This is a genomic window from [Zimmermannella] bifida NBRC 103089, from assembly GCF_001570925.1.
In the GTDB taxonomy this organism is placed as follows: domain Bacteria; phylum Actinomycetota; class Actinomycetes; order Actinomycetales; family Microbacteriaceae; genus Gulosibacter; species Gulosibacter bifidus.
Genome location: NZ_BCSP01000003.1, coordinates 189,866 through 210,709, shown reverse-complemented (window position 1 = coordinate 210,709; position 20,844 = coordinate 189,866). Strand labels below are relative to the sequence as shown.

Here is a 20,844-nt window from a genome sequence, read left to right as displayed (position 1 = left end):
ATGACCACGCCAGATTCGCTCCGCATCCTTCGCTATCTCCGCGAACTCGATGCCGCGAGCCTGGCGGAGCTGCTGACTGCGCGACGGGTGAGCCCACGCGGCGTCAACGAGCCCCTCGATGTGGCCGAAGGTCTGTGCCATCCAGAATCGGTCACTGCTGCCCTACTGCGTTTGCCGCTGCGACTGGTGCTCGCGCTGCGAGCTGAGCAGCCAGCGGCACTGTCACAGGTGCAGGAGCTCGCGCTCGCAACGACTGCTCACGAAGCTGGCCAAGATCCCGAAGCCACCGATGATGCGCCTGGTGACTGCACACTGCTTGATGTCACCCGCGAGGCACTCCGCACGCTCGTGCCGCATCCGGTTACCTACCCCGAAGCGCAGCGCGCGGCTACCGAGCCCGACCAAGCCACCGCAGGCATTCAGCACGCCTTCGAAACGGCGCAGCTTGCCGCCGACCTGCTGTGGGAGTTTCGACACCGCGAAGTGCCGGTGCGTACCGACCGACACGGGATTCGTGTTCGCAGCGCGGATCTTCGCCGGCTCGCCGCCAACCTGCCGGAATCCGAACCCGCCATCATCGTGTTGCTCGGCCCGCTGTTGCACCAGGCAGGCTTGATCGCGCCCGGCAACACACACTGGTCGCTCACCCATACCGGTGACTCATTCCTACTTGCCGATCACACCGAACGCTGGCTGCAACTCGCAGCCGCTTGGTTCGACCAGCTCGAACCAACCATGTTGGCACCCATCGATGCTGACCAACCAGAACTTCCGCTGGGCGATGAACTCGGCGTTACCGAAACCGACCAGGCAACCGGTCGGCGAATCCGCACTCCGCTTGGCGCCTGCATCCTCAACACCGATTTCGCGACCGCACGCGCACTTACCGAGCGTCACTTCCCCAGCGCGGTCGACCAGGTCTACTTGCAGCCGGATCTGACGGTCATTGCGCCCGGCCCCCTTTCGGGTGCGGATGACTGCGCTATTCGTGCTGTTGCCGACCTCGAGCACCGGGCCACGGCATCGCAATTCCGCGTGTCCGAGCAGTCCATCATGCGAGCACTGCGCGCCGGGATGCGGATTGACGCGATCGAGGACACATTGACGCGCCTGTCGTGCACTGGCCTGCCGCAACCAGCGCAGTATCTGCTCAACACCTGCGAGTCCCGGTTCGGCAGCGTCCGAGTACGCGCCGCGGGCGCCGGGGCGCGGTTCCGTGCGCTGACCGAAACGCAGCATGCATCCCTGCGAATTGACACGGCGCTCTCGGCGATCGCACCGGTTGAGGTACCGCTCGACGCGGCGCTGCGCGCAACAGCACCTGGCGTGTCCCCGACCGATGACGCATCCTCGATACCGGTACGCGAGTTCTCGACCCGGGTCTCCCCCGAAACCGCGCTTGCAACGCTGATTACGGCGCGGTATCCGGCCGCGCTCGAGTCGGCTGACGGTGAACTGGTTCCCCCGACAACGCCCAAGTCCATCGACCAGCCGCCGGTGGCCTCGCCCAGCGATGCCATCCTCGAACTCGCGAGCGCCCTCATCGGTGAGCTGGCGCAGTCGGCACCGGATGACGAACGCACCTGGATTCGTCGCAAACTCGAGCTCGCGCGCCGCAGCAAGACCTGGGTCGTGCTCGAGATCGACGTGCCGCGCAAGCCCCCTGTCGAGCTCACCGTGCTGCCACTGGCCGTGACCGAGCAACGGGTGCGCGCTCGGGATGGGGATGCGGATGTCGAGCGCACAGTGCCGTTGCGTTCGGTGCTCTCGGTTCATGAGCTTAAGCCGGACGACTTCGACACAGACGAACTCGACGAGGACTAACGCGAGCTCGACGCGGACTAACGAATCCCAAGATTGCGGGGCGCCGACCTGCGCGTAACGCAAGCGTCCTAGACTGGGTCGTTATGAGTCTTGGACCGCTAATCGTGCAAAGCGACCGCACCGTGCTGCTTGAAGTGGCACATCCGGATGCGGACACCGCAAGACACGATTTGGCAGTCTTCGCCGAACTTGAGCGGGCCCCCGAACACATTCACACCTTCCGCATCACGCGACTCGGCCTCTGGAACGCACGCGCCGCGGGCCACACTGCCGACGAGATGCTCGAGACGCTCAACAAGTACGCCAAATTTCCGGTTCCGGATGCGGTGGCGACCGATCTGCGCGACACCGTCAATCGATACGGCAAGCTGACCATTGATCGTGACGACGAGGGACTGGTACTGCGCAGCACCGACGACGCGGTGTTGCGCCAGGTCGCAACGAACAAGCGCGTGGCGCCAATGCTGCTCGGGGAGGCGAAGCAGGGCGGGCTGCGCGTAGACGATTGGGCGCGCGGCGCCCTCAAACAACAACTCGTAAAGCTCGGTTGGCCTGCCGAAGATCTCGCCGGCTACACGCCCGGTACGCCGCACGAAATCGACCTGGTCGAAGACGGCTGGCAGCTGCGCGAATACCAGCAGCATGCCGTCGACAATTTCGTCTCGGGCGGCTCCGGCGTTGTCGTGCTGCCCTGTGGTGCGGGAAAGACCATCGTCGGTGCCGGTGCCATGGCCGCGGTCAAGGCGAACACCCTCATCCTCGTCACCAATACCGTTTCGGCACGTCAGTGGCGCGATGAATTGCTGCGCCGCACTACGCTCACCGAGGATGAGATTGGCGAGTACTCGGGCGAGGTCAAGGAGATTCGTCCGGTTACGATCGCGACCTATCAGATCCTGACCGCCCGCCGCGGGGGCAAGTATGCCCACCTCTCGGTGCTCGATGCCCTGGATTGGGGGCTCATCGTCTACGACGAAGTGCACCTCTTGCCCGCGCCGGTGTTTAAGCTCACGGCCGAGCTGCAGGCGCGCCGCCGCATTGGCCTCACCGCAACGCTCGTGCGCGAAGACGGCCGCGAGGGTGACGTGTTCTCGCTTATCGGCCCCAAGCGGTTCGATGCGCCGTGGAAGGACATTGAAGCGCAGGGGTACATCGCCACGGCCGAGTGCGTCGAAGTACGCGTCGAGCTCCCCCAATCAACGCGCCTCGAATATGCCGGGGCGAGCGACGAAGACCGCTATCGAATTGCCGCCACCGCGCCGATCAAGATCGATGTGGTGCGACAGCTCGTCGACGCGCACCCGAAGTCGCGAACACTGATCATTGCCCAGTATTTGGATCAAATCGACGAGCTGGCCGAGACCCTCGGCGTACCAAAGCTCACCGGTAAGACGCCGGTCGCCGAACGCGAGGAACTCTTCAACGCTTTCCGTACCGGCGAGATCAGCGTCCTGATTGTGTCGAAGGTGGCGAACTTCTCGGTCGATTTGCCGGATGCATCGGTCGCGATCCAGGTGTCCGGATCGTACGGCTCCCGGCAAGAAGAGGCCCAGCGCCTCGGTCGGCTGCTGCGCCCAAGCTCAACCGGAGAGCAGTCCACGTTCTACACCGTGGTTTCGCGAGACACGGTCGACCAGGACTTCGCACAGAACCGTCAGCGTTTCCTTTCCGAACAGGGCTACGCGTATTCCATCGTGGACGCCGCAGACCTTTAGCCTGCATCCGCATCCGAAACCGCTACGACATTGCGCGAGCACCGGCACGAACGTGCCCCGATCGCACCGCCCGACCGCGCGCATCCGGCTTGCCTGAGAATTTCCACAGGCAACGACCGCAATACTGGTTGTCATGACTGATGGTGGACCAAAGATCCTTGTTGTCGACGACGAGCCGAACATCCGCGAGCTGCTCTCAACGAGCCTGCGCTTTGCCGGATTCATGGTTCGCACGGTTGGTAACGGTGCCGGTGCGATCGCAGCGGTTATCGACGAAGAACCCGACCTGATCGTGCTCGACGTCATGCTCCCCGATATGTCGGGCTTCGCGGTCACCAAGCGTCTGCGCGCTTCGGGCTACACCTCGCCCATCCTCTTCCTCACGGCCAAGGATGAGACCGACGACAAGATCGAGGGTCTGAACTCGGGCGGCGACGACTACGTCACCAAGCCCTTCAGCCTCGACGAGATCGTTGCCCGCATCAAGGCGATTCTGCGCCGCACGATGCACTCCGAAGAAGAAGCCGTCATTCGCGTGGGCGAGCTGACCATGGATCAGGACACCCACGAAGTGTTCATCAACGATGAGCCGATCGATCTCTCCCCCACCGAGTTCAAGCTGCTTCGCTACCTGATGCTCAACCCGAACCGCGTGCTGTCGAAGGCACAGATCCTCGACCATGTTTGGGAGTACGACTTTAACGGCGACTCCGGCATCGTCGAGTCCTACATTTCGTACCTGCGCCGCAAGCTCGACCAGCGCACCACCGAATCGCTGATCCAGACCAAGCGCGGTTTTGGCTACATGCTGAAGGTGCCCGGAGTTAAGGCCTAGGCCGTTACACCGTGACACGACGCGGCGCTGCGCGTTGGGAACAGCTTTCCCTTCGTAACCAGCTCACGATTGTGAACGTAGTGTTGCTGGCGCTCTCGCTCATCGTTGCGGGAACCGGCACAACACTGCTGCTTCGCCCAACGCTCGTTGGGCAGACCGATGCTTCGTTGCGCTCAATTGCGGCCGATCCATCGCTTGTGCTCGGCCGCGAGGCTTCCGAGGGGCAGTTCTCGATTACGCATGTGCAGCGCGCACCGCAGCCGTATTACGTTGCCGTGTTGGACAAATACGGTGCGAAAATCGCCGATAACTGGGAGGGCCGCCCGGACGCACAGGCTCCGGCTATCCCACGGCCACAGGACGGCGAAGGGCCAAAACTCTACGTTTCTGAAACTCGGGATGCGTCCGGAGCTGCCTGGCGTGTTGTCGTCGCGACCGGTGAGGATTACACCACCGATGCACCGATCGGTCGGCTCGTCATCGCACTGCCGATGTCCAATGTCAACGCCACGATGGCAAGCTTTTTGGCGATCTTCTTTGGATTCGGCCTCTCGGTGCTGATTTTTGCGGCGGTAAGTACACGCCTACTCGTGTCGGCGACGCTGCGGCCGCTGCGCAGGGTCGAATCAACCGCGACCGCCTTCGCGGCCGGAGACTACGATCAGCGCCTGCCTGAAGCCACGCCCAATACCGAAGTTGGCAGGCTCTCGCGCTCGCTCAACGGCATGCTTGGCCGCATCGACAGCGCCCTGATCGAACGTGACCGCACGATTTCACAGATGCGTCGGTTTGTTGGGGATGCATCGCACGAGCTGCGTACACCGCTGGTGACCGTGCGTGGTTACGCCGAGCTGTACCGCATGGGCGCGCTGAATGACGCCGACAAGGTCGGTCAGGCAATGGACCGAATCGAAGGCGAGGCACTGCGCATGGGCGGGCTCGTAGAGGACCTGCTGCAATTGGCGCGCCTCGATGAGAATCGGGAAATGCCAAAGGACGTTATCGACCTGGAGCCACTCGTCGAAGATGCCGCAATGGACACCACGGCGCAGGCTCCCGATCGCACTGTGCGCGTATTCCCGATCCGCATCGTGGCCGACGACGCCGACGCATACGATCCGGAACTCACCGCGTTTGGGCAGGCTTCCCAGGCCGCTTCGCTGCCGGAACCGCTGATCTCGGTACCGCACGGTGCCTCGGCTGCCGTTCGCCCCGGATCCGCCGGAAAGTCGCGCTCGACCCGACGCCGATTGGGCCGCATGCTGCCGTCGCGACGCCGCCGCAGCGCATCCGACAAGAACACGGTCAGCAACACGGCTGCAGCCACCGAAGATGCGCTGCCCGCCTCGCAACCGGATACGGCGATGCCCTTCGCCGAAGCTCCTGACCCGAGTGTGGTGGAGATTCCCGCCATGGTGCACGGCAATAGCGACAAGGTTCGCCAGGCAATTCAGAACGTGCTCGGGAACGCCCTGCGCTACACCCCGGAGGGCACTCCGCTCGAGCTGGGTGTGGTTGTCGATGCGCTGCGCGACAAGGCGATTATCGAGATCATCGACCACGGCGACGGCATCCCCGAGGAAACCCGCAAGCAGATCTTCCAGCGCTTCTGGCGTGCCGACACCTCGCGCACCCGCGAAACGGGTGGTTCGGGGCTCGGACTCGCGATCGTTTCGGCGATCATGCAGGCACACGATGGCCAGGTGGACGTCGTGGAGACGCCCGGTGGCGGTGCAACGTTCCGGTTGCACTTCCCACTACTCACGGCGCCACCTGTGGATAACGAGTCATCCACAGGCAGTTCAACTCGGCCGGATGCGGACTGAAATTCCCTCTACGGTGGTCGCGTTACCTGCACCACGGGGTGCGGGAACACCGCACAAAGGAGCGACCCATGGCCAAGTTCACCGTTGACAGCGACCAGCTACAGTCCGCCGTCGGAGCCGTTCGCGGCGAGATCGACGCCGTTCAGACCCACTCGAATCAGCTCACAACGCAGCTGAACAATCTCGAAGCCTCGTGGCAGGGCCAGGCCTCTGCCGCGTTCCAGGGCGTCGTCGAACAGTGGCGCGCTACCCAGAAGCAGGTAGAAGAAGCGATCAACAACATCAATACGGCGCTCGGTTCGGCAGCAACGTCGTACGGCACCACCGAGCAGGATGTGGTCCGCTTGTTCTCGTAGCCCTGCCGGGTATGACATTGCGATATGCAAAAGGGGCGGCAACCGTAGTGGTTGCCGCCCCAATCACTTGGGTTCAGCGGTCAGCGCCGAGCACTGCCGCTGCACCGAATGTCTTAGAAGTCCATTCCTGCGCCCGGGTCCATTGCCGCAGCTGCGCCGGCAGGCTCAGGCTTTTCGGCAACGACCGCTTCGGTGGTGAGGAAGAGACCGGCAATCGAAGCTGCGTTCTGCAGCGCCGAGCGGGTGACCTTAACCGGGTCAAGGATGCCGCCCTCGATCATGTCAACGTACTCACCGGTTGCGGCGTTGAGGCCGTGACCGAGTTCGAGGTTGCGGACCTTCTCTGCCACAACGCCCGGCTCGAGGCCAGCGTTGATAGCGATCTGCTTGAGCGGTGCGTCGAGGCTAGCGCGAACGATCTTGGCACCAGTTGCCTGGTCGCCTTCGAGTTCGAGGCCGTCGATAACCGAGAATGCCTGGGTCAGCGCAACGCCACCACCGGCGACGATGCCTTCTTCGACCGCAGCCTTCGCGTTGCGGACAGCGTCCTCAATGCGGTGCTTGCGCTCCTTGAGCTCAACCTCGGTAGCGGCACCCGACTTGATGACGGCAACACCACCGGCGAGCTTGGCAAGGCGTTCCTGCAGCTTCTCGCGGTCGTAGTCCGAATCGGTGTTCGCGATTTCGCCCTTGATCTGTGCGACGCGGCCTTCGATCTGCTCGGCGTTACCCGAACCTTCAACGATGGTGGTCTCGTCCTTGGTGATGATGACCTTGCGTGCGCGGCCAAGCATGTCGAGGGTGGTTGCCTCGAGCTTGAGTCCGACCTCTTCCGAGATGACCTGACCACCGGTGAGGATGGCGATGTCCTGCAGCATGGCCTTGCGGCGGTCGCCGAAGCCAGGTGCCTTAACGGCAACCGACTTGAAGATGCCACGGATCTTGTTCACAACGAGAGTTGCGAGTGCTTCGCCGTCAACGTCCTCGGCGATGATGAGCAGCTGCTTGCCAGCCTGCATCACCTTGTCAACGACCGGGAGGAGGTCCTTGACGTTCGAGATCTTCGAGTTGGCGATGAGGATGTATGGGTCCTCGAATACGGCTTCCTGGCGGTCAACGTCGGTGACGAAGTACTGCGAGAGGTAGCCCTTGTCGAAGCGCATACCTTCGGTCAGCTCGAGGGTGGTTTCGAAGGTGTTCGACTCTTCAACGGTTACGACGCCTTCGTTGCCAACCTTGTCGATGGCTTCGGCGATGAGCGCACCGATGTGTGGGTCAGCAGCCGAAATCGAAGCGGTAGCAGCGATGTGCTCCTTGCCGCTAACCTCAACAGCGCTTTCGAGCAGGTACTTGGTAACGGCTTCTACAGCCTTGTCGATACCGCGCTTGACCGAAACGGGGTCGGCACCTGCAGCAACGTTGCGCAGACCTTCCTTAACCAGTGCCTGTGCGAGCACGGTTGCGGTGGTCGTACCGTCACCGGCAACGTCGTCAGTCTTCTTTGCAACTTCCTTAACGAGCTCCGCACCGATCTTCTCGTACGGGTCTTCGAGCTCGATTTCCTTGGCGATCGAAACACCGTCGTTCGTAATCGTGGGCGAGCCCCACTTCTTCTCGAGAACAACGTTGCGTCCACGTGGGCCAAGCGTCACCTTCACGGTGTCGGCGAGCACGTTGAGACCGCGCTCAAGACCGCGGCGGGCCTCTTCATCAAAGGCAATCATCTTCGACATAAAGTGTCGTCCTTTCCGGACGTGAATCGGGTTCGTCTTAGCACTAAGGGTCGTTGAGTGCTAACGACAATGTTGGCACTCGACACCTGAGAGTGCAAGTGAGCGGGGCAACGACCCGCTCGGATTCGCCATTGGCGATCAGCCAACCCACCGCAACACAAAAAATCACCCGCATCCGGGAAGCAACAGGTTCCGGATGCGGGTGGGGCAAGTAGGTGGATGCGAGCTAGTTGGCAGCGTCAGCGGGCTGCACGTTCTCAGCCTGCGGCCCCTTGTCGCTCGCGGCAATATCGAATGACACGAGCTGTCCCTCTTCGAGGGTACGGAAACCCGGCATGCTGATCGAGCGGTAGTGGACGAACACGTCCTGCCCCGGTGCATCCTCGGAATTCACCGTGATGAATCCGAAGCCTTTTTCGGCGTTAAACCACTTAACCTGGCCAGTCGACATGTGGCACACACTTTCGTTGAGACAAGTAATCGCAAACGAACGTATGCAAGATCGGCAGCGGATGCGTGCACGGTGGATGTACGGCGGGTAACGGGCATGCGACATCTCACCGAACGAATCGGCAAGGCAGGGCCACCCGAATGCGCGTTATTCGCCGCCCAGGAGTCGATCAGCGATATCTGCACCGATCGTGACGATCATCTCGCCCGGCTGCGCAATATTCGGGTCGACCACGATCTCACCGCCGCCGAGCGCTTCAACGGCACCCATGGCTGCGCCACGGGCGGTTTCGTCAGCGATAACGACCTTCGAAGTTGGGTTGTCGAACGAATCAGCGTCGGCAACGTTCCCAATCGTGAACCCAGCACCGGCCAGTGCTTCCGATCCTGCCGTGGCCAGACCACCGGTGCCCACACCGTTCAATACGGTCACCGTCACGTTGGGGTCAACGGTGGCAGTTGGCTCGGTCTGCGTCGGTGTCGGTTCGGGTGCGGCCGTTTCACTGGCTGCGGGTTCCGACTTCGCCGGTTCATCGTTCGCGATGAACTGCACCTGCTTGTCGATCATCCACATGATGCCCACGCCAAGACCGACCAACAGCATGAAGGCACACAGCGCGACGAGCCACGACCACATTTTCGAGAGTCGGGTTCGCGGTGCACGGTGCGCACCCCGGCGCAGCAGCGTGCGGGGAAGGTCGTCGAAACGGTCCTTGGGGTACTTCACAATTGGTCTCTCTGACGGTTAGTAGTCCGAAGTCGGACGGTTACGCCGCTCGCGCCGCTCGTCGCGGATCCGACGAAGTCGGTTGATCAGCATCGGATACGCCACCAGCGCAGCGGGGGATTCAACGAGCGTACCGAGTATTTGGTAGTAACGGGCAGTCGAATATCCAAATTGGCGTCGAATCTTTGCCTCTTTGTGAACGGTGTGCCGAGGGTTTTCCTCTTCAAATTCGAGGATGCGCGCGTCTTCGTCCCCGAGTAACCCGTGCGAAGGCGCGGGGTCACGGCGGTCGAGTTGCGTCGACATCGCATCCTCCTAATCGGGTTCTCTGTGGGTCAAGCGGCGTTACAAACACGGGTTGCGCGGGCGCAAGCATCCTGGTCGGCTAGCGAAATCAGCGCCGCCGCCGAAAGCCAAGAACGGCCCCTATGTGACGAAAGTGTACGCGGCTGGTTATGGGTTCCCCTGGCGGCGCGCGTATGCTTGCCAGCATTTGTAGTGCCGTGGTGACTGCGGCGCAGCGCTCTCCCTTTCCCGTGCCACTTCCCTTGCACCCGACCTTCGGAGCCCAATATGAACTACGAAATCCAACGCAGCGACCTTGAATGGCGAGACCTGCTCGGACCGCTCGAATACGAGGTGCTCCGCCAAGCTGGCACCGAACACCCCTTTACCGGCGAGCTGCTCGATGAAGCCCGCCCCGGCACCTACGCGTGCCGCGCCTGCGGAAACGAACTCTTTGCCGCATCCACAAAATTCGATGCCGGATGCGGTTGGCCGAGTTTCTGGGAACCGCTGCGAGACGGTGCGGTCGAGTACCACGACGACTTCACCGTGGGGCGTAAGCGCGTCGAGGTACGCTGCGCGAAATGCGGTTCGCACCTCGGACACGTTTTCCCCGACGGCTACGGCACGCCAACCGGTAACCGGTATTGCATGAACTCAGTGTGCCTGACCTTCACACCCGACACACAGGCAAGTTAGCGGCATAGATCACCTGCGGCAGCCCTGTCGCGGGCGACTGTAGAGCCAAGAATTGAGAGCCGACTACGAGGATCGAACTCGTGACCTTCGTTTACAAGTCAGAAACCGAATACCTCGACGGCTGGGGAATCTGTAAACGGGTGAGCATTACGCACGCCGCGGTTAGAACCCCTGACCAATACCCGCTCGAACAGCATCGTGAATTGTGGGAACTCATAGCCTCAGGCAACCCCGTGTTCCCGCTGCTACCCGAACAACTAGCGGTGACTTCCGCGAGCGCAGCCGCCCGCCTAGCCGCCTAACAATCGACAGGCCCGCAATGGCCCATGCTGTCAGGGCGTTGCGGTGCTGCCACCCGTTAGACATGCCCGAGGCCACCTTGGGGCATCCAGTCCCCACGCACACGCGTCCTGGGCACTGCTGTTCGGAGCTCTCGACTAGGCAGGACGGAGCGCTAAAGGCGCGCTCAAGGAATTTCGTCATTCAGCTGGCGAGCACCAAGCGGCCAACCAGTCTGCCACTTCTTCAACCTCAACAGACCCCGCGGCGACGCTCAATAAGAACCCTTCAGCCGCGTCAACATCCGGCCCATCCCAATTGAATCCGTTGCATTCAAGGAACACCGTTGCGGACAGGAAACCTGTGCGCTTGTTTCCGTCAAAAAAGTACTGCGTTGTAACGAATCCATGCAGCAACGCGGCACCCTTGTCGAAGACCGTGGGGAAGAACTCCTGCCCTGAATAACCAGACTGTGGACGGGCTAAGACCGCACGAACACCGCCCGGGTCTCTTACACCTGCGCCAAGACCACAAAACGCCCGGTTGATAATCTCAACCGTGTCGTAGTCGAGGTAATAAAAGGACACGGTTACGCGAGGCGGCGCATCAGTTCGGTATTACGGGCGACGATCCGAGCGGCAGCCGCGAGCGCAGCATCCTGTGGGATCGTGACAACCTTTACCGGCGTAGGCTCACGTTTAGGCATGACTGAAACGCGGGCACTATTCGTCCCCGCTGCCTCTTGTTCACGCTTGCGGTCGTCCTTGTGAGTCATGCTGTCCATCTTAGGGCACGAACCCGGGAATCCATGAGGACATGACCGCAAGGGTGGGGCACCTCACCAATCCTGCGAATACCACGACCGCCGGGAATAACGAAAAAGCGCGCGAAGGGTTCAAAGTTTCGCCAGCTCGAACCCCTGGGGGCACTCCCCTCCCTCCCCCTTACCGGCGGCACGCCCCCGCATAGGGCCGAATACCCCCGGCGTAGAGTTTCCCACTGAGCTACAACGAACAGGCAGCTTTGCCCGCCTTGAACGCCTTGTAGGTGCTCGCCTAAACCTTTCGGGGAGAGGACGGGGTGCCTCTTATTCGCGCGACCCCATTAACCTCGGGGAGAGCGTCCCCAGGGCCGCGGGGGTGTGGGCCGCTCGCGGTGTGAAGATTCTCAAGACTCCCCTGCACCTCGGGTACGAGATCTCGAAACCGTTAGAACCTGACAAACCAATAAATGACCTCCCCGGCGGCACTTGGGGGTTGGTGTTGTTGGGGCGTATCCCCACCCGTTCGATGTGGGGGTTTCGTTCTGATAACCCCAACATAACCCCAGCCAGCAAAAAGCCCCGCGTTCTCGTGTTGAGATGCGGGGCGATTTTGCTGGTTGACCAGGGTTTTTATGAGAGCCGACTACGAGGATCGAACTCGTGACCTTCTGTTTACAAGACAGATGCTCTGCCAGCTGAGCTAAGTCGGCAACGAACACATCTTACGCGACAATGCGAGAACTGCCAGCACACGCTGCCGCTTGCCTGCCGCATCCATGCGCGCCCACTAGCATTGGTGGGCATGGCCGCAGTTTCCTTTAAGCACGTCACCCGCCACTACCCCGGCGCCGAACGCAACGCTGTTGATTCGCTCGACCTCGAGATCGCCGACGGTGAGTTCCTGGTGCTCGTTGGCCCGTCGGGATGCGGTAAGACAACGACCCTGCGGATGCTCGCCGGACTCGACCCGGTCAATTCTGGCGAGGTGTGGATCGGCGATGACAATGTCACCAACGTGGCACCCAAGGACCGCGACATTGCCATGGTTTTCCAGAACTATGCCCTCTACCCACACATGACCGTGGCTCAGAACATGGGATTCGGCCTGAAGACCCGCGGTGTGCCGAAGGCCGAGCGCGAAGCCAAAGTCCTCGAAGCCGCAAAGCTCCTCGATCTGGATGGCTTGCTGGAACGCCGCCCGTCAGCACTTTCCGGTGGGCAGCGCCAGCGCGTCGCCATGGGCCGCGCCATTGTTCGCGAACCGCGCGTGTTCTTGATGGACGAGCCGCTGTCGAACCTCGACGCAAAACTGCGCGTGCAGACCCGCGCGCAGATCGCATCCCTGCAGCGCCGATTGGGCACGACGACCGTGTACGTGACCCACGACCAGACCGAAGCCATGACCATGGGCCACCGCATCGCCATCCTGAACGACGGCAAACTGCAACAGCTCGGTACACCGCAGGAGCTCTACGACTCCCCCGCTAACGAATTCGTGGCGAGCTTTATCGGTACCCCGGCGATGAACTTCTGGACCGAGGGCAACGAACGCATCGGGGTGCGCGCCGAAGACCTGCGCGTCGTGGCTGAGACCGAAACCGGCATTGATGCCGTGGTCGAGCTCGTCGAAGAGCTCGGCAGCGACGGCTACTTGCACACCAACGCCACGATTGCCGGCGAGCCCGTTACCTTGACCGCTCGCGTAGACGGCCGCAACCACCCACAGGTCGGTGACCGAGTCCGCCTGCAGCCCGACCCCATCCGCATCCACCGTTTCCCGCTCGGCGACGTACACACTGACGACGCCAAGTAGCGTGTGTGCCGCGACTCATCAATACCGCCGTTCTTGGGGCATTTCTCGGCGATCTTGCCGCAAATGATGCATCGCAGCACACAGCCGCAACAGACCAGGAACCAATCTGGGGCAGCACGAACGAACACGAGCCGGGTCGAAGCGTTCAGCTCCAGCCCGGCTCGTGTTCGTTGCGGATGCGCTACTGCGCGGCAGCGTTACGGATCTTGGCGATCTCGTAGCAGGTAATCGACGCGGCGATACCGGCATTCAGCGATTCGGTTGCGCCGTCGATCGGAATCGACACGATCTCATCGCAGTTTTCGGCGACCAGGCGCGAGATACCCTTGCCTTCTGAGCCCACAACGACCACTAGCGGCGAAGTTGCCAACTCGAGGTTCGGCAAATCGACATCGCCGTCGCCATCGAGCCCGATCACGAACATGCCCTGCTCTTTGAGCTGCTTGATCGTGTTGGTGAGGTTGGTGGCCAGCGCAACCGGCAGGCGCGCTGCGGCACCAGCCGAAGTACGCCATGCCGAAGCGGTAACACCGGCGGCGCGACGCTGCGGCACAATCACACCGTGTCCACCGAATGCCGCCACCGAACGAATAATGGCACCCAGGTTGCGCGGGTCGGTAATGCCGTCGAGCGCAATGAACAGCGGGGTTTCACCTCGCGAGATGACCTTCTCGAGCAGCTCGATCGGATCGGCGTACTCGTACGGCGGCACCTTGATGGTGATGCCCTGGTGCACCGAGTCAAACGGCACCATGCGGTCCATTTCTTGGCGCGTGATTTCGAGCATCGGAATCTGGCGCTTGGCCGCGATCTGGATGATCTCCTTAACGCGGTCATCGAGCTCGATGTTCGCGGCAACGTACACCGTGGTCGCGGGCATACCGGCACGCAGCGCTTCGAGCGCGGCGTTACGGCCGGTTACCAGCTCGACATCACTCGGCTGCGCACCCGAAGGACGGCGACGCTGCTGTGGACGCTGCTGGGTCTTCGCGCCTGCCGCCTGCTGGCGACGGCGCTGCTTTGCCCAGTGGCGGTCTTCTGCCTTTGGCGTCGGGCCACGGCCCTCGAGCGCCTTGCGTCCGTGTCCGCCGGTCCCCTTCGTCGCGCCCTTTTTCTTCTTGCGAATAGCGCCGGGACGGTTTTGTGCGGGTGAGTTACTCATCTAGTTCACACTCCAGTGCGACCCCTGTGGGGTGTCTTCAATCGTGATTCCGGCGGATGCGAGTGCATCACGGATGCGGTCGGCGGCAGCCCAGTCCTTGTCGGCTCGGGCGGTGGCGCGCTGCTGCAGCAGATCCTTCACCAGCGCGTCCAACGCGGGTTCGAGATCGCTCGTGGTGGATTCAGCCCATTCATCGGCTACGGGGTCGAGCCCCAGAATGTCGAGCATGGCCCGGGCTTCGGATACGGCAGTGCGAGCTGCGGCGTCATCACCGGCGTCGAGCGCTTGGTTGCCGCGGGTAACCGTGTCGTGCACGATCGCGATCGCTTGCGGCACCGCAAAGTCGTCGCGCATGTGCTCGGCGAACCCTTCGGGCACTTCGGATGCGGGAGCAACCGCACCAAGCGTCCGTTCCGCACGCTCGAAGAACGTTTCGATGCGCGAGAATGCCGCAGCGGCTTCGTCGTAGGCGGTGTCGCCGGCTTCAACCGTGGAGCGGTAATGCGCGGTTCCGAGCAGGTAGCGCACGACGATGGGACGGTGGGTGCGCACCAGTTCGGTTGCCGAGATGATGTTGCCCACCGACTTGGCCATCTTCGTGCCGCCAAGCGAAACGAGACCGTTGTGAATCCAGTAGCTGGCAAACGCATCCCCGGCCGCGCTCGACTGCGCCAACTCGTTTTCGTGATGTGGGAAGCGCAGGTCGCGACCGCCACCGTGAATGTCGAATGCCGTACCGAGATACTTCGTCGACATTGCCGAGCATTCGATGTGCCAGCCGGGTCGGCCCGCACCCCAGGGCGAGTTCCAAGCAGCCGAGTCCGGCTCACCGGGCTTTTGCCCCTTCCACAGCGCAAAGTCTGTGGCGTTGCGCTTTGAACGCGTGGGACCGTCGGCGGCATCAACCATATCGGCGACTCGCTGATGCGTGAGGGCACCGTATTCGGGCCAGCTTGCGGTGTCGAAGTAGACATCGCCGGTACCGTCTTCGGCTGCGTAGGCATGGCCGCGGTCGATGAGGCGCTGAATCAGCTCAAGCATTTCGGGAATCGCACCCGTAGCTCGCGGTTCATACGTAGGAGGCAGGATGCGGAGGGCTTCGTACACCTCACCGAACTCACGCTCGACGCGGTAGGCAAGCGCCCACCAGGGTTCGTGTTCGGTGGCGTTTGCGAGCGTCTTGTCGTCAATGTCCGTGACATTGCGAACCAGGGTGACGCGCAGCCCCTCGTAGGTAAACCAACGACGCATCTGGTCGTAGACCAACGCCGAACGCAGATGACCGAGGTGCGGGCCTGATTGCACGGTCGGACCGCAGACATACATCGACACCTCACCGTCGCGCAGCGGCGCGAAGTCGACGAGTGATTGCGTGCGAGTGTCGTATAGGCGTTGAGTCACGGTGTCAGTCTAGTTTGCGTGCTTGGGCATGCGGTGCGACGCGGTCGAATATGACGCACATTCCCTGGATGCGCTGTATCGGCTCGTGCGCGAACACACCGTCCAATTTCGATCGGTGGATGCACGGCTCAGGAAGGTGCGACCGTCACGCGCCGCTGCCGGTTACGGTCGAGGCTGGCGAATCAGGCAGGCCGTCGCGAACGCGAATACCCCGCCATTGGACGTGTCGGCCATGAATCCGAGCCCATCGCTGGTCGTTGCCGCGACCGACACCGGGGCGCCGAGGATCTCACTCAAGAGCGCTGATGCTTCGCTGGCACGGTCACCGAATCGCGGGCGCCGGCAAACCACCTGTACGGCAGCGTTCTGGATCTGCCACCCTTCGGATTCGAGCAGTTCGCGCGTGGCGGTGAGGAAGACTCGGCCGTGTGCTCCGGCGAAGCGTGGGTCTTCGGTGCCGAACAGCGCGCCGATATCGCCGAGGCCCGCTGCCGAGAGCAGTGCATCCACGACCGCGTGCGCAGCCGCATCCCCATCGCTGTGCCCAGAAAGCCCCGGTGCATCAGGAAAATGCAGGCCGGCAAGCCAGCATTCACTATTGGCATCAAAGGCGTGAATATCGGTGCCGACCCCAACGCGCATCTCGGGCATGGGCCATGGCAGCTGCGACGTCGCTGCCACCGGGTGACCGTCGCGGGCCACGCCGCCTGGCTGTTCCGGTTCGGTTGCGGCATCGGCTGTGGTCACGTTGGCACGGTCGGCAAGGATGCGTTCGGCGCGCGCCAGGTCGTCAGGCGTCGTGATCTTGAACGCGAGTGCATCACCGGGAACCGTGCGGACCTGACCGCCCGCTTGCGCGAAGGTCGCAGCATCGTCGGTGGCCGCATCCGTACCCCTTGCGTACGCATCGCGCAGCGCCTGTGCTGGAAAGCCCTGCGGCGTCTGCGCCGCGCGCAGTTCGCTGCGCACCGGAGTTTCGGTCACATTGTCGTGTCCATTAACTCGCTTGAGCGTGTCCACTACCGGGAGCACCGGCACAATGCCGCAGTTCGACTCGCGTACGGCATCGGCAACGCGCGCAAACACCTCCGGTGGCGTCAGCGCACGTGCCGCGTCGTGCACCAGCACGACATCGCAGCGGTCTGGCAGCGCGTCAACTGCCGCGCGCACCGAGGCAAACCGGGTATCGCCACCGGGCACGGTGGATGCGTGAATCAGTCGCTGACCAAATTGGCCGGCTACTGCCGCCAGCGATGCGCGAGCCTGGCGCTGCGCTTCAGCGTCTTCGGGTGGTACCGCGACCACAACCGCGACGTCGCCAGCAATCGCAGAAAGCCCACGCAACGCGTGCACGAGCATTGCCGATCCACCGAGGGGCACGAATGCTTTCGGCGTGCCCAGCCCGAGTCGAGTGCCGTTACCGGCAGCGCCGATAACAACGCCGGTGCAAGTCATGCGAAACTAGCTCGCAAGTACGTCATCGAGACGCACATTGGCAGCGTCTTCGTCGATCTCTTCGGCCAGAGCAAGCTCACTAACGAGTACCTGACGGGCCTTGGCAAGCATGCGCTTCTCACCGGCCGAAAGCCCCTTGTCTTGGTCGCGGCGCCAAAGGTCGCGGACAACTTCGGAGACCTTGATGACGTCACCCGAGGCAAGCTTTTCCTGGTTCGACTTGTAACGACGCGACCAGTTGGTTGGTTCTTCGGTAATTGGTGCGCGCAATACATCGAACACCTCGTCGAGGCCCTTTTCGTCGATGACATCGCGAACGCCAACGAGCTCAACATTTTCTGCTGGAACTTCAATCGTGAGGTCGCCCTGCGACACGTTGAGCTTCAAGTAGGTGCGCTCTTCGCCCTTGATTACGCGCTTCTTGATCTCTTCAATCGTTGCTGCCCCATGGTGTGGGTATACGACCGTCTCGCCGACCTCAAGATTCATTGATGTGGTCCCTTTCGCCAGGTTCACCGATTTCTCGTCAAGATCTCCTAGATTACCACGAATTAGTGCTACGATGCCGCCGCTCTGCGCGAACACGGGCAGCAACGACGCATTTCATCGCAGCAATCGGCTACGATTACCGAAGCAATGCTTCGCGAACAACTCGGTTCGCATATATATGGAGGCCCTCGCAGTGAAGATTCGCGCCGTAGCCGCAGCCGCACTCGCCGTCGCCCTGAGCGCCGGGCTCGCTGGTTGCAACATGATCAGCCCGCAGCGCACCACAATGCAGTATGACGCCAGTGACGGCGTCCACGTTGACCTCGGCGACGTCGCACTGCGCAACGTATTGTTGATTGCCGACGCTGACGGCAAGCAGGCAAACCTGGTCTTCACCGCGGTGAACTCGACCACGGCTGACGCCAAGGTTGAAATCAAGTTTGACGGTGCAGTCAGCACCGCCGACCTCAAGTTCGACAAGACGCAGTCGGCAACCGAGTTCGGTTTCGGTGACGCCGGCGAAAACGTCGTCATGGGCAAGTTCGAAACCGGCTCGTCGGTAACGCCGGTATTCACCGCGACGTACACCGACGCTGAGGGCGCTACCCAAACCGTGACGGTCGACGACCAGCAGGTCCCAGTACTCGGCGACACTGACGCCGACAACGTCCTCAAGGAATACCAGAAGCTTGCACCGGCAGGCGGCGACAAGGCCCCAGCACCGACCGGTTCGGCAGCTCCAGCCGCCTCGCAGCCAGCCGAAGGCGACGTTCCCAACGAAGAGGCACCGGTAGAAGAAGCACCTGCCGAGTAGTCTGCACGACAACTTCCCGCATCCCCGCACCGTTTGGTTGCGGGGATGCGTCGTTTCCGAACAATCATTGCTTGCACTCGGTTGGTGTGCACCAGTCAGACTCCCCCGTCGACCGCAGCGGTGGCTCTGCGAGAACGGTGGTTTGGCGTGTGTGAACAACAAACTGGGCGTCCCGGAGTGAATTCCGGAACGCCCAGCTGTAGTAACCGAGTCGGCGTTTAGGCCTCGAAGCGGTAACCGAGTCCACGCACGGTCACCAGCAGGCGCGGTGACGATGGGGTTTCTTCGATGCGCGAGCGGATGCGCTTGATGTGCACGTCCAAGGTCTTGGTGTCGCCGTAGTAGTCCGGCCCCCACACGCGGTCGATGAGCTGGCTACGGGTCAGCACACGGCCCGCGTTCCGCATGAGGTACTCGAGCAGTTCAAACTCCTTGAGTGGCATCTGCGTCAGGTTACCGCGCACCAGCACGGTGTGGCGATCGATGTCCATGCGGATATCGCCCACCTGTACGATGCCGTCGTCCTCATCCTCTTCTTCTTGCTCGCTGCGACGGAGCACGGCGCGAACGCGTGCCAGCAGCTCACGCGTCGAATACGGCTTGGTGACGTAGTCATCGGCACCGAGCTCGAGCCCGACAATGATGTCAATCTCGGAGTCCTTGGCCGTCAACATGATGATGGGGACGTTCGAGATGGCACGAAGGCGCTTACACACCTCGGTACCCGGCATCTCCGGCAGCATCAGGTCGAGCAACACCAGATCTGCACCGTCGCGCTCAAACTGCTCTACGGCGTCAATACCGTTTTCAGCGACGGCCGTTTCATACCCTTCTCGCTTAAGCAAGAAGGCGAGCGGCTCATGGAGCGATGATTCATCTTCAACGATCAGGATTCGAGTCACCCCTCCATTGTGCATACAGGAAGGAAACGCAACGTTAACCCGCCGAAACGTCAGCGGAGTTTATGGCGAGATTACGCAGAACTAGTCGCGCTCGATTGCGCGCGGCGGCTCTTGCACACCGGTACGTGACACGCGCGAATCCGCTGCCTGCAGTCGCACGGTGAAGGTCGAACCGGCACCGACCTTCGACCAAACCTGGATGTCACCACCGTGGTTTTGGATGATGTGTCGAACGATACTCAAGCCCAGACCGGTACCACCGGTGTTTCGCGATCGGGCCGAATCCACCCGATAAAAGCGCTCGAAGATGCGGCTGCGATCCGCTTCCGAGATACCGATGCCGCGGTCGGCGACGGAAATCTCAATGATGTCATCAACACGACGCGCACCGATACCCACATGCGACCCCTCGGGCGAATACGCAATCGCGTTGGTAATGAGGTTCTGGAAGCACATCAGCAGCAAGCCTTCGTCGCCCCACACCACGAGGTCGGCCGGGGCCTTCAGCTGCACGCGAATGTCCTTGTTCTCGGCGAGCACTCGGTTCAGCTCAACGGCCTGCTCCAAGATCGCGTGAACTCGAACGTCCTGCGCTTCTTCAAGCGTGTCCATGGCTTGCAACCGGCTGAGGTCGATGAGCTCGCGAGTCAATCGCGCCAAGCGATCACTCTCGACCAGCATGCGGTCGGCAAAATACTGCACCTGTTCCACATCGTCGGCAGCCTCTTTAACCGCTTCAGCAAGCAGCGTCACCGCGCCAATTGGTGTCTTCAACTCGTGCGACACGTTGGCCACGAAGTCACGGCGAACGGCTTCAACTCGTACCGACTCGGTGATGTCATTTGCGAGAATGAGCGCGTAGCCGCCCTCCATGGTCGACACGCGGATGCGGAAATGCAGTTCTGTAGACCCGAACGGTCCGCGCAACACCGTGACTTCGGATTCGCTGGGCTCACCGGTTTCGAGCGTACGGTCGACCTGACCGCGCATCTGCTGCGAGAGCACATCGGGCTTGACCACAAGTCCCGAGTCATAGGCGCGTTCGGATGCACGCAGCACGTTGTAGGACGAGTCCACAATGATCGCGGTTTGCGGCAGCGTTGCCAGCAAGTCCTCGACACCGTGCGGAATCAGCGGCGAACCGAGCTGTTCGCGCCGCGACTGCGCGTGGAGGTACCAGCGAACGGCATACACTCCTGAGACACCGAGGACGATGCCAATTGCAATCCCCAGCCAAATCGCCGTCGTGATATCCATCGAGGCAACTCTAGAAACAGAAGGTAACTAAAACCAGTGTTCACTCTTCGGTAATCTGC

Annotated in this window: 20 protein-coding genes and 1 tRNA gene; 8 read left to right on the top strand and 13 right to left on the bottom strand. The window is 61.9% G+C overall.

Annotated elements, in window-relative coordinates; all coding sequences use genetic code 11:
• The 5 genes from ZBI01S_RS04305 to ZBI01S_RS04285 all read left to right on the top strand — a co-directional run bounded on the left by ZBI01S_RS04305 (position 1) and on the right by ZBI01S_RS04285 (position 6,556).
• Complete coding sequence (locus ZBI01S_RS04305; protein ID WP_066056843.1) at positions 1–1,824, top strand: helicase-associated domain-containing protein; 1,824 nt, start codon at positions 1–3, stop codon at positions 1,822–1,824.
• Positions 1,825–1,907: 83 nt separating this feature from the next.
• Positions 1,908–3,539 (top strand): DNA repair helicase XPB, encoded by a 1,632-nt coding sequence (locus tag ZBI01S_RS04300; RefSeq protein WP_066056839.1) that lies wholly within the window; start codon positions 1,908–1,910, stop codon positions 3,537–3,539.
• Between the two features lie 133 nt (positions 3,540–3,672).
• Positions 3,673–4,374 carry a response regulator transcription factor gene (locus ZBI01S_RS04295; protein ID WP_066056836.1) on the top strand — a complete coding sequence of 234 codons (702 nt, stop codon included), beginning with the start codon at positions 3,673–3,675 and terminating at the stop codon, positions 4,372–4,374.
• A gap of 11 nt (positions 4,375–4,385) precedes the next feature.
• A complete protein-coding gene (locus ZBI01S_RS04290) occupies positions 4,386–6,200 on the top strand; it encodes a sensor histidine kinase (RefSeq protein ID WP_066056833.1) in 1,815 nt (604 codons plus the stop codon).
• Between the two features lie 68 nt (positions 6,201–6,268).
• Positions 6,269–6,556 carry a WXG100 family type VII secretion target gene (locus tag ZBI01S_RS04285; RefSeq protein WP_066056829.1) on the top strand — a complete coding sequence of 96 codons (288 nt, stop codon included), beginning with the start codon at positions 6,269–6,271 and terminating at the stop codon, positions 6,554–6,556.
• A gap of 113 nt (positions 6,557–6,669) precedes the next feature.
• Here ZBI01S_RS04285 and groL read toward each other — a convergent pair whose 3' ends face one another.
• The 4 genes from groL to ZBI01S_RS04265 form a co-directional block, all read right to left on the bottom strand.
• Positions 6,670–8,289 carry a chaperonin GroEL gene (groL, locus tag ZBI01S_RS04280; RefSeq protein ID WP_066056825.1) on the bottom strand — a complete coding sequence of 540 codons (1,620 nt, stop codon included), beginning with the start codon at positions 8,287–8,289 and terminating at the stop codon, positions 6,670–6,672.
• Positions 8,290–8,515: 226 nt separating this feature from the next.
• Positions 8,516–8,740: a cold-shock protein gene (locus tag ZBI01S_RS04275; protein ID WP_066056824.1), complete on the bottom strand. Its 225-nt coding sequence runs from the start codon at positions 8,738–8,740 to the stop codon at positions 8,516–8,518.
• Between the two features lie 147 nt (positions 8,741–8,887).
• The gene (locus tag ZBI01S_RS04270) at positions 8,888–9,466 is read right to left on the bottom strand and encodes a LytR C-terminal domain-containing protein (protein ID WP_066056821.1); all 579 of its coding nucleotides are present in this window, start codon (positions 9,464–9,466) and stop codon (positions 8,888–8,890) included.
• Between the two features lie 18 nt (positions 9,467–9,484).
• Positions 9,485–9,772, bottom strand: coding sequence for a DUF3263 domain-containing protein (locus ZBI01S_RS04265; RefSeq protein ID WP_066056818.1), 288 nt, complete (start codon positions 9,770–9,772; stop codon positions 9,485–9,487).
• 267 nt (positions 9,773–10,039) lie between these two features.
• Between ZBI01S_RS04265 and msrB the strand changes: the two genes are divergently transcribed.
• Positions 10,040–10,450, top strand: coding sequence for a peptide-methionine (R)-S-oxide reductase MsrB (gene msrB, locus ZBI01S_RS04260; protein ID WP_066056816.1), 411 nt, complete (start codon positions 10,040–10,042; stop codon positions 10,448–10,450).
• 479 nt (positions 10,451–10,929) lie between these two features.
• Here the strand turns inward: msrB and ZBI01S_RS04255 are convergent, their stop codons facing one another.
• The 3 genes from ZBI01S_RS04255 to ZBI01S_RS04245 all read right to left on the bottom strand — a co-directional run bounded on the left by ZBI01S_RS04255 (position 10,930) and on the right by ZBI01S_RS04245 (position 12,202).
• The gene (locus tag ZBI01S_RS04255) at positions 10,930–11,316 is read right to left on the bottom strand and encodes a type II toxin-antitoxin system death-on-curing family toxin (protein ID WP_066056813.1); all 387 of its coding nucleotides are present in this window, start codon (positions 11,314–11,316) and stop codon (positions 10,930–10,932) included.
• A 2-nt stretch (positions 11,317–11,318) separates the two neighbouring features.
• The gene (locus ZBI01S_RS04250; protein WP_159421382.1) at positions 11,319–11,504 is read right to left on the bottom strand and encodes a hypothetical protein; all 186 of its coding nucleotides are present in this window, start codon (positions 11,502–11,504) and stop codon (positions 11,319–11,321) included.
• Between the two features lie 625 nt (positions 11,505–12,129).
• Positions 12,130–12,202: transfer RNA gene (locus ZBI01S_RS04245), tRNA-Thr, on the bottom strand.
• 92 nt (positions 12,203–12,294) lie between these two features.
• On the opposite strand from ZBI01S_RS04245, the gene ZBI01S_RS04240 reads away from it, so the two are divergent.
• Positions 12,295–13,305 (top strand): ABC transporter ATP-binding protein, encoded by a 1,011-nt coding sequence (locus ZBI01S_RS04240; protein ID WP_066056807.1) that lies wholly within the window; start codon positions 12,295–12,297, stop codon positions 13,303–13,305.
• Positions 13,306–13,486: 181 nt separating this feature from the next.
• Here ZBI01S_RS04240 and rlmB read toward each other — a convergent pair whose 3' ends face one another.
• The 4 genes from rlmB to ZBI01S_RS04220 all read right to left on the bottom strand — a co-directional run bounded on the left by rlmB (position 13,487) and on the right by ZBI01S_RS04220 (position 17,812).
• Positions 13,487–14,467 (bottom strand): 23S rRNA (guanosine(2251)-2'-O)-methyltransferase RlmB, encoded by a 981-nt coding sequence (gene rlmB, locus ZBI01S_RS04235; RefSeq protein ID WP_066056805.1) that lies wholly within the window; start codon positions 14,465–14,467, stop codon positions 13,487–13,489.
• Complete coding sequence (cysS, locus tag ZBI01S_RS04230; protein WP_066056803.1) at positions 14,468–15,868, bottom strand: cysteine--tRNA ligase; 1,401 nt, start codon at positions 15,866–15,868, stop codon at positions 14,468–14,470. It abuts the gene before it with no gap.
• 162 nt (positions 15,869–16,030) lie between these two features.
• Positions 16,031–17,323 carry a bifunctional 2-C-methyl-D-erythritol 4-phosphate cytidylyltransferase/2-C-methyl-D-erythritol 2,4-cyclodiphosphate synthase gene (locus tag ZBI01S_RS04225; RefSeq protein ID WP_066056800.1) on the bottom strand — a complete coding sequence of 431 codons (1,293 nt, stop codon included), beginning with the start codon at positions 17,321–17,323 and terminating at the stop codon, positions 16,031–16,033.
• Positions 17,324–17,329: 6 nt separating this feature from the next.
• A complete protein-coding gene (locus ZBI01S_RS04220; RefSeq protein ID WP_066056797.1) occupies positions 17,330–17,812 on the bottom strand; it encodes a CarD family transcriptional regulator in 483 nt (160 codons plus the stop codon).
• Positions 17,813–18,005: 193 nt separating this feature from the next.
• Between ZBI01S_RS04220 and ZBI01S_RS04215 the strand changes: the two genes are divergently transcribed.
• Positions 18,006–18,626 (top strand): hypothetical protein, encoded by a 621-nt coding sequence (locus ZBI01S_RS04215; RefSeq protein WP_159421381.1) that lies wholly within the window; start codon positions 18,006–18,008, stop codon positions 18,624–18,626.
• A gap of 218 nt (positions 18,627–18,844) precedes the next feature.
• Here ZBI01S_RS04215 and ZBI01S_RS04210 read toward each other — a convergent pair whose 3' ends face one another.
• Together ZBI01S_RS04210 and ZBI01S_RS04205 are read right to left on the bottom strand one after the other, a co-directional pair.
• The gene (locus ZBI01S_RS04210; protein ID WP_066056792.1) at positions 18,845–19,528 is read right to left on the bottom strand and encodes a response regulator; all 684 of its coding nucleotides are present in this window, start codon (positions 19,526–19,528) and stop codon (positions 18,845–18,847) included.
• 81 nt (positions 19,529–19,609) lie between these two features.
• The gene (locus ZBI01S_RS04205; RefSeq protein WP_066056790.1) at positions 19,610–20,785 is read right to left on the bottom strand and encodes a sensor histidine kinase; all 1,176 of its coding nucleotides are present in this window, start codon (positions 20,783–20,785) and stop codon (positions 19,610–19,612) included.
• Positions 20,786–20,844: the final 59 nt, after the last annotated feature.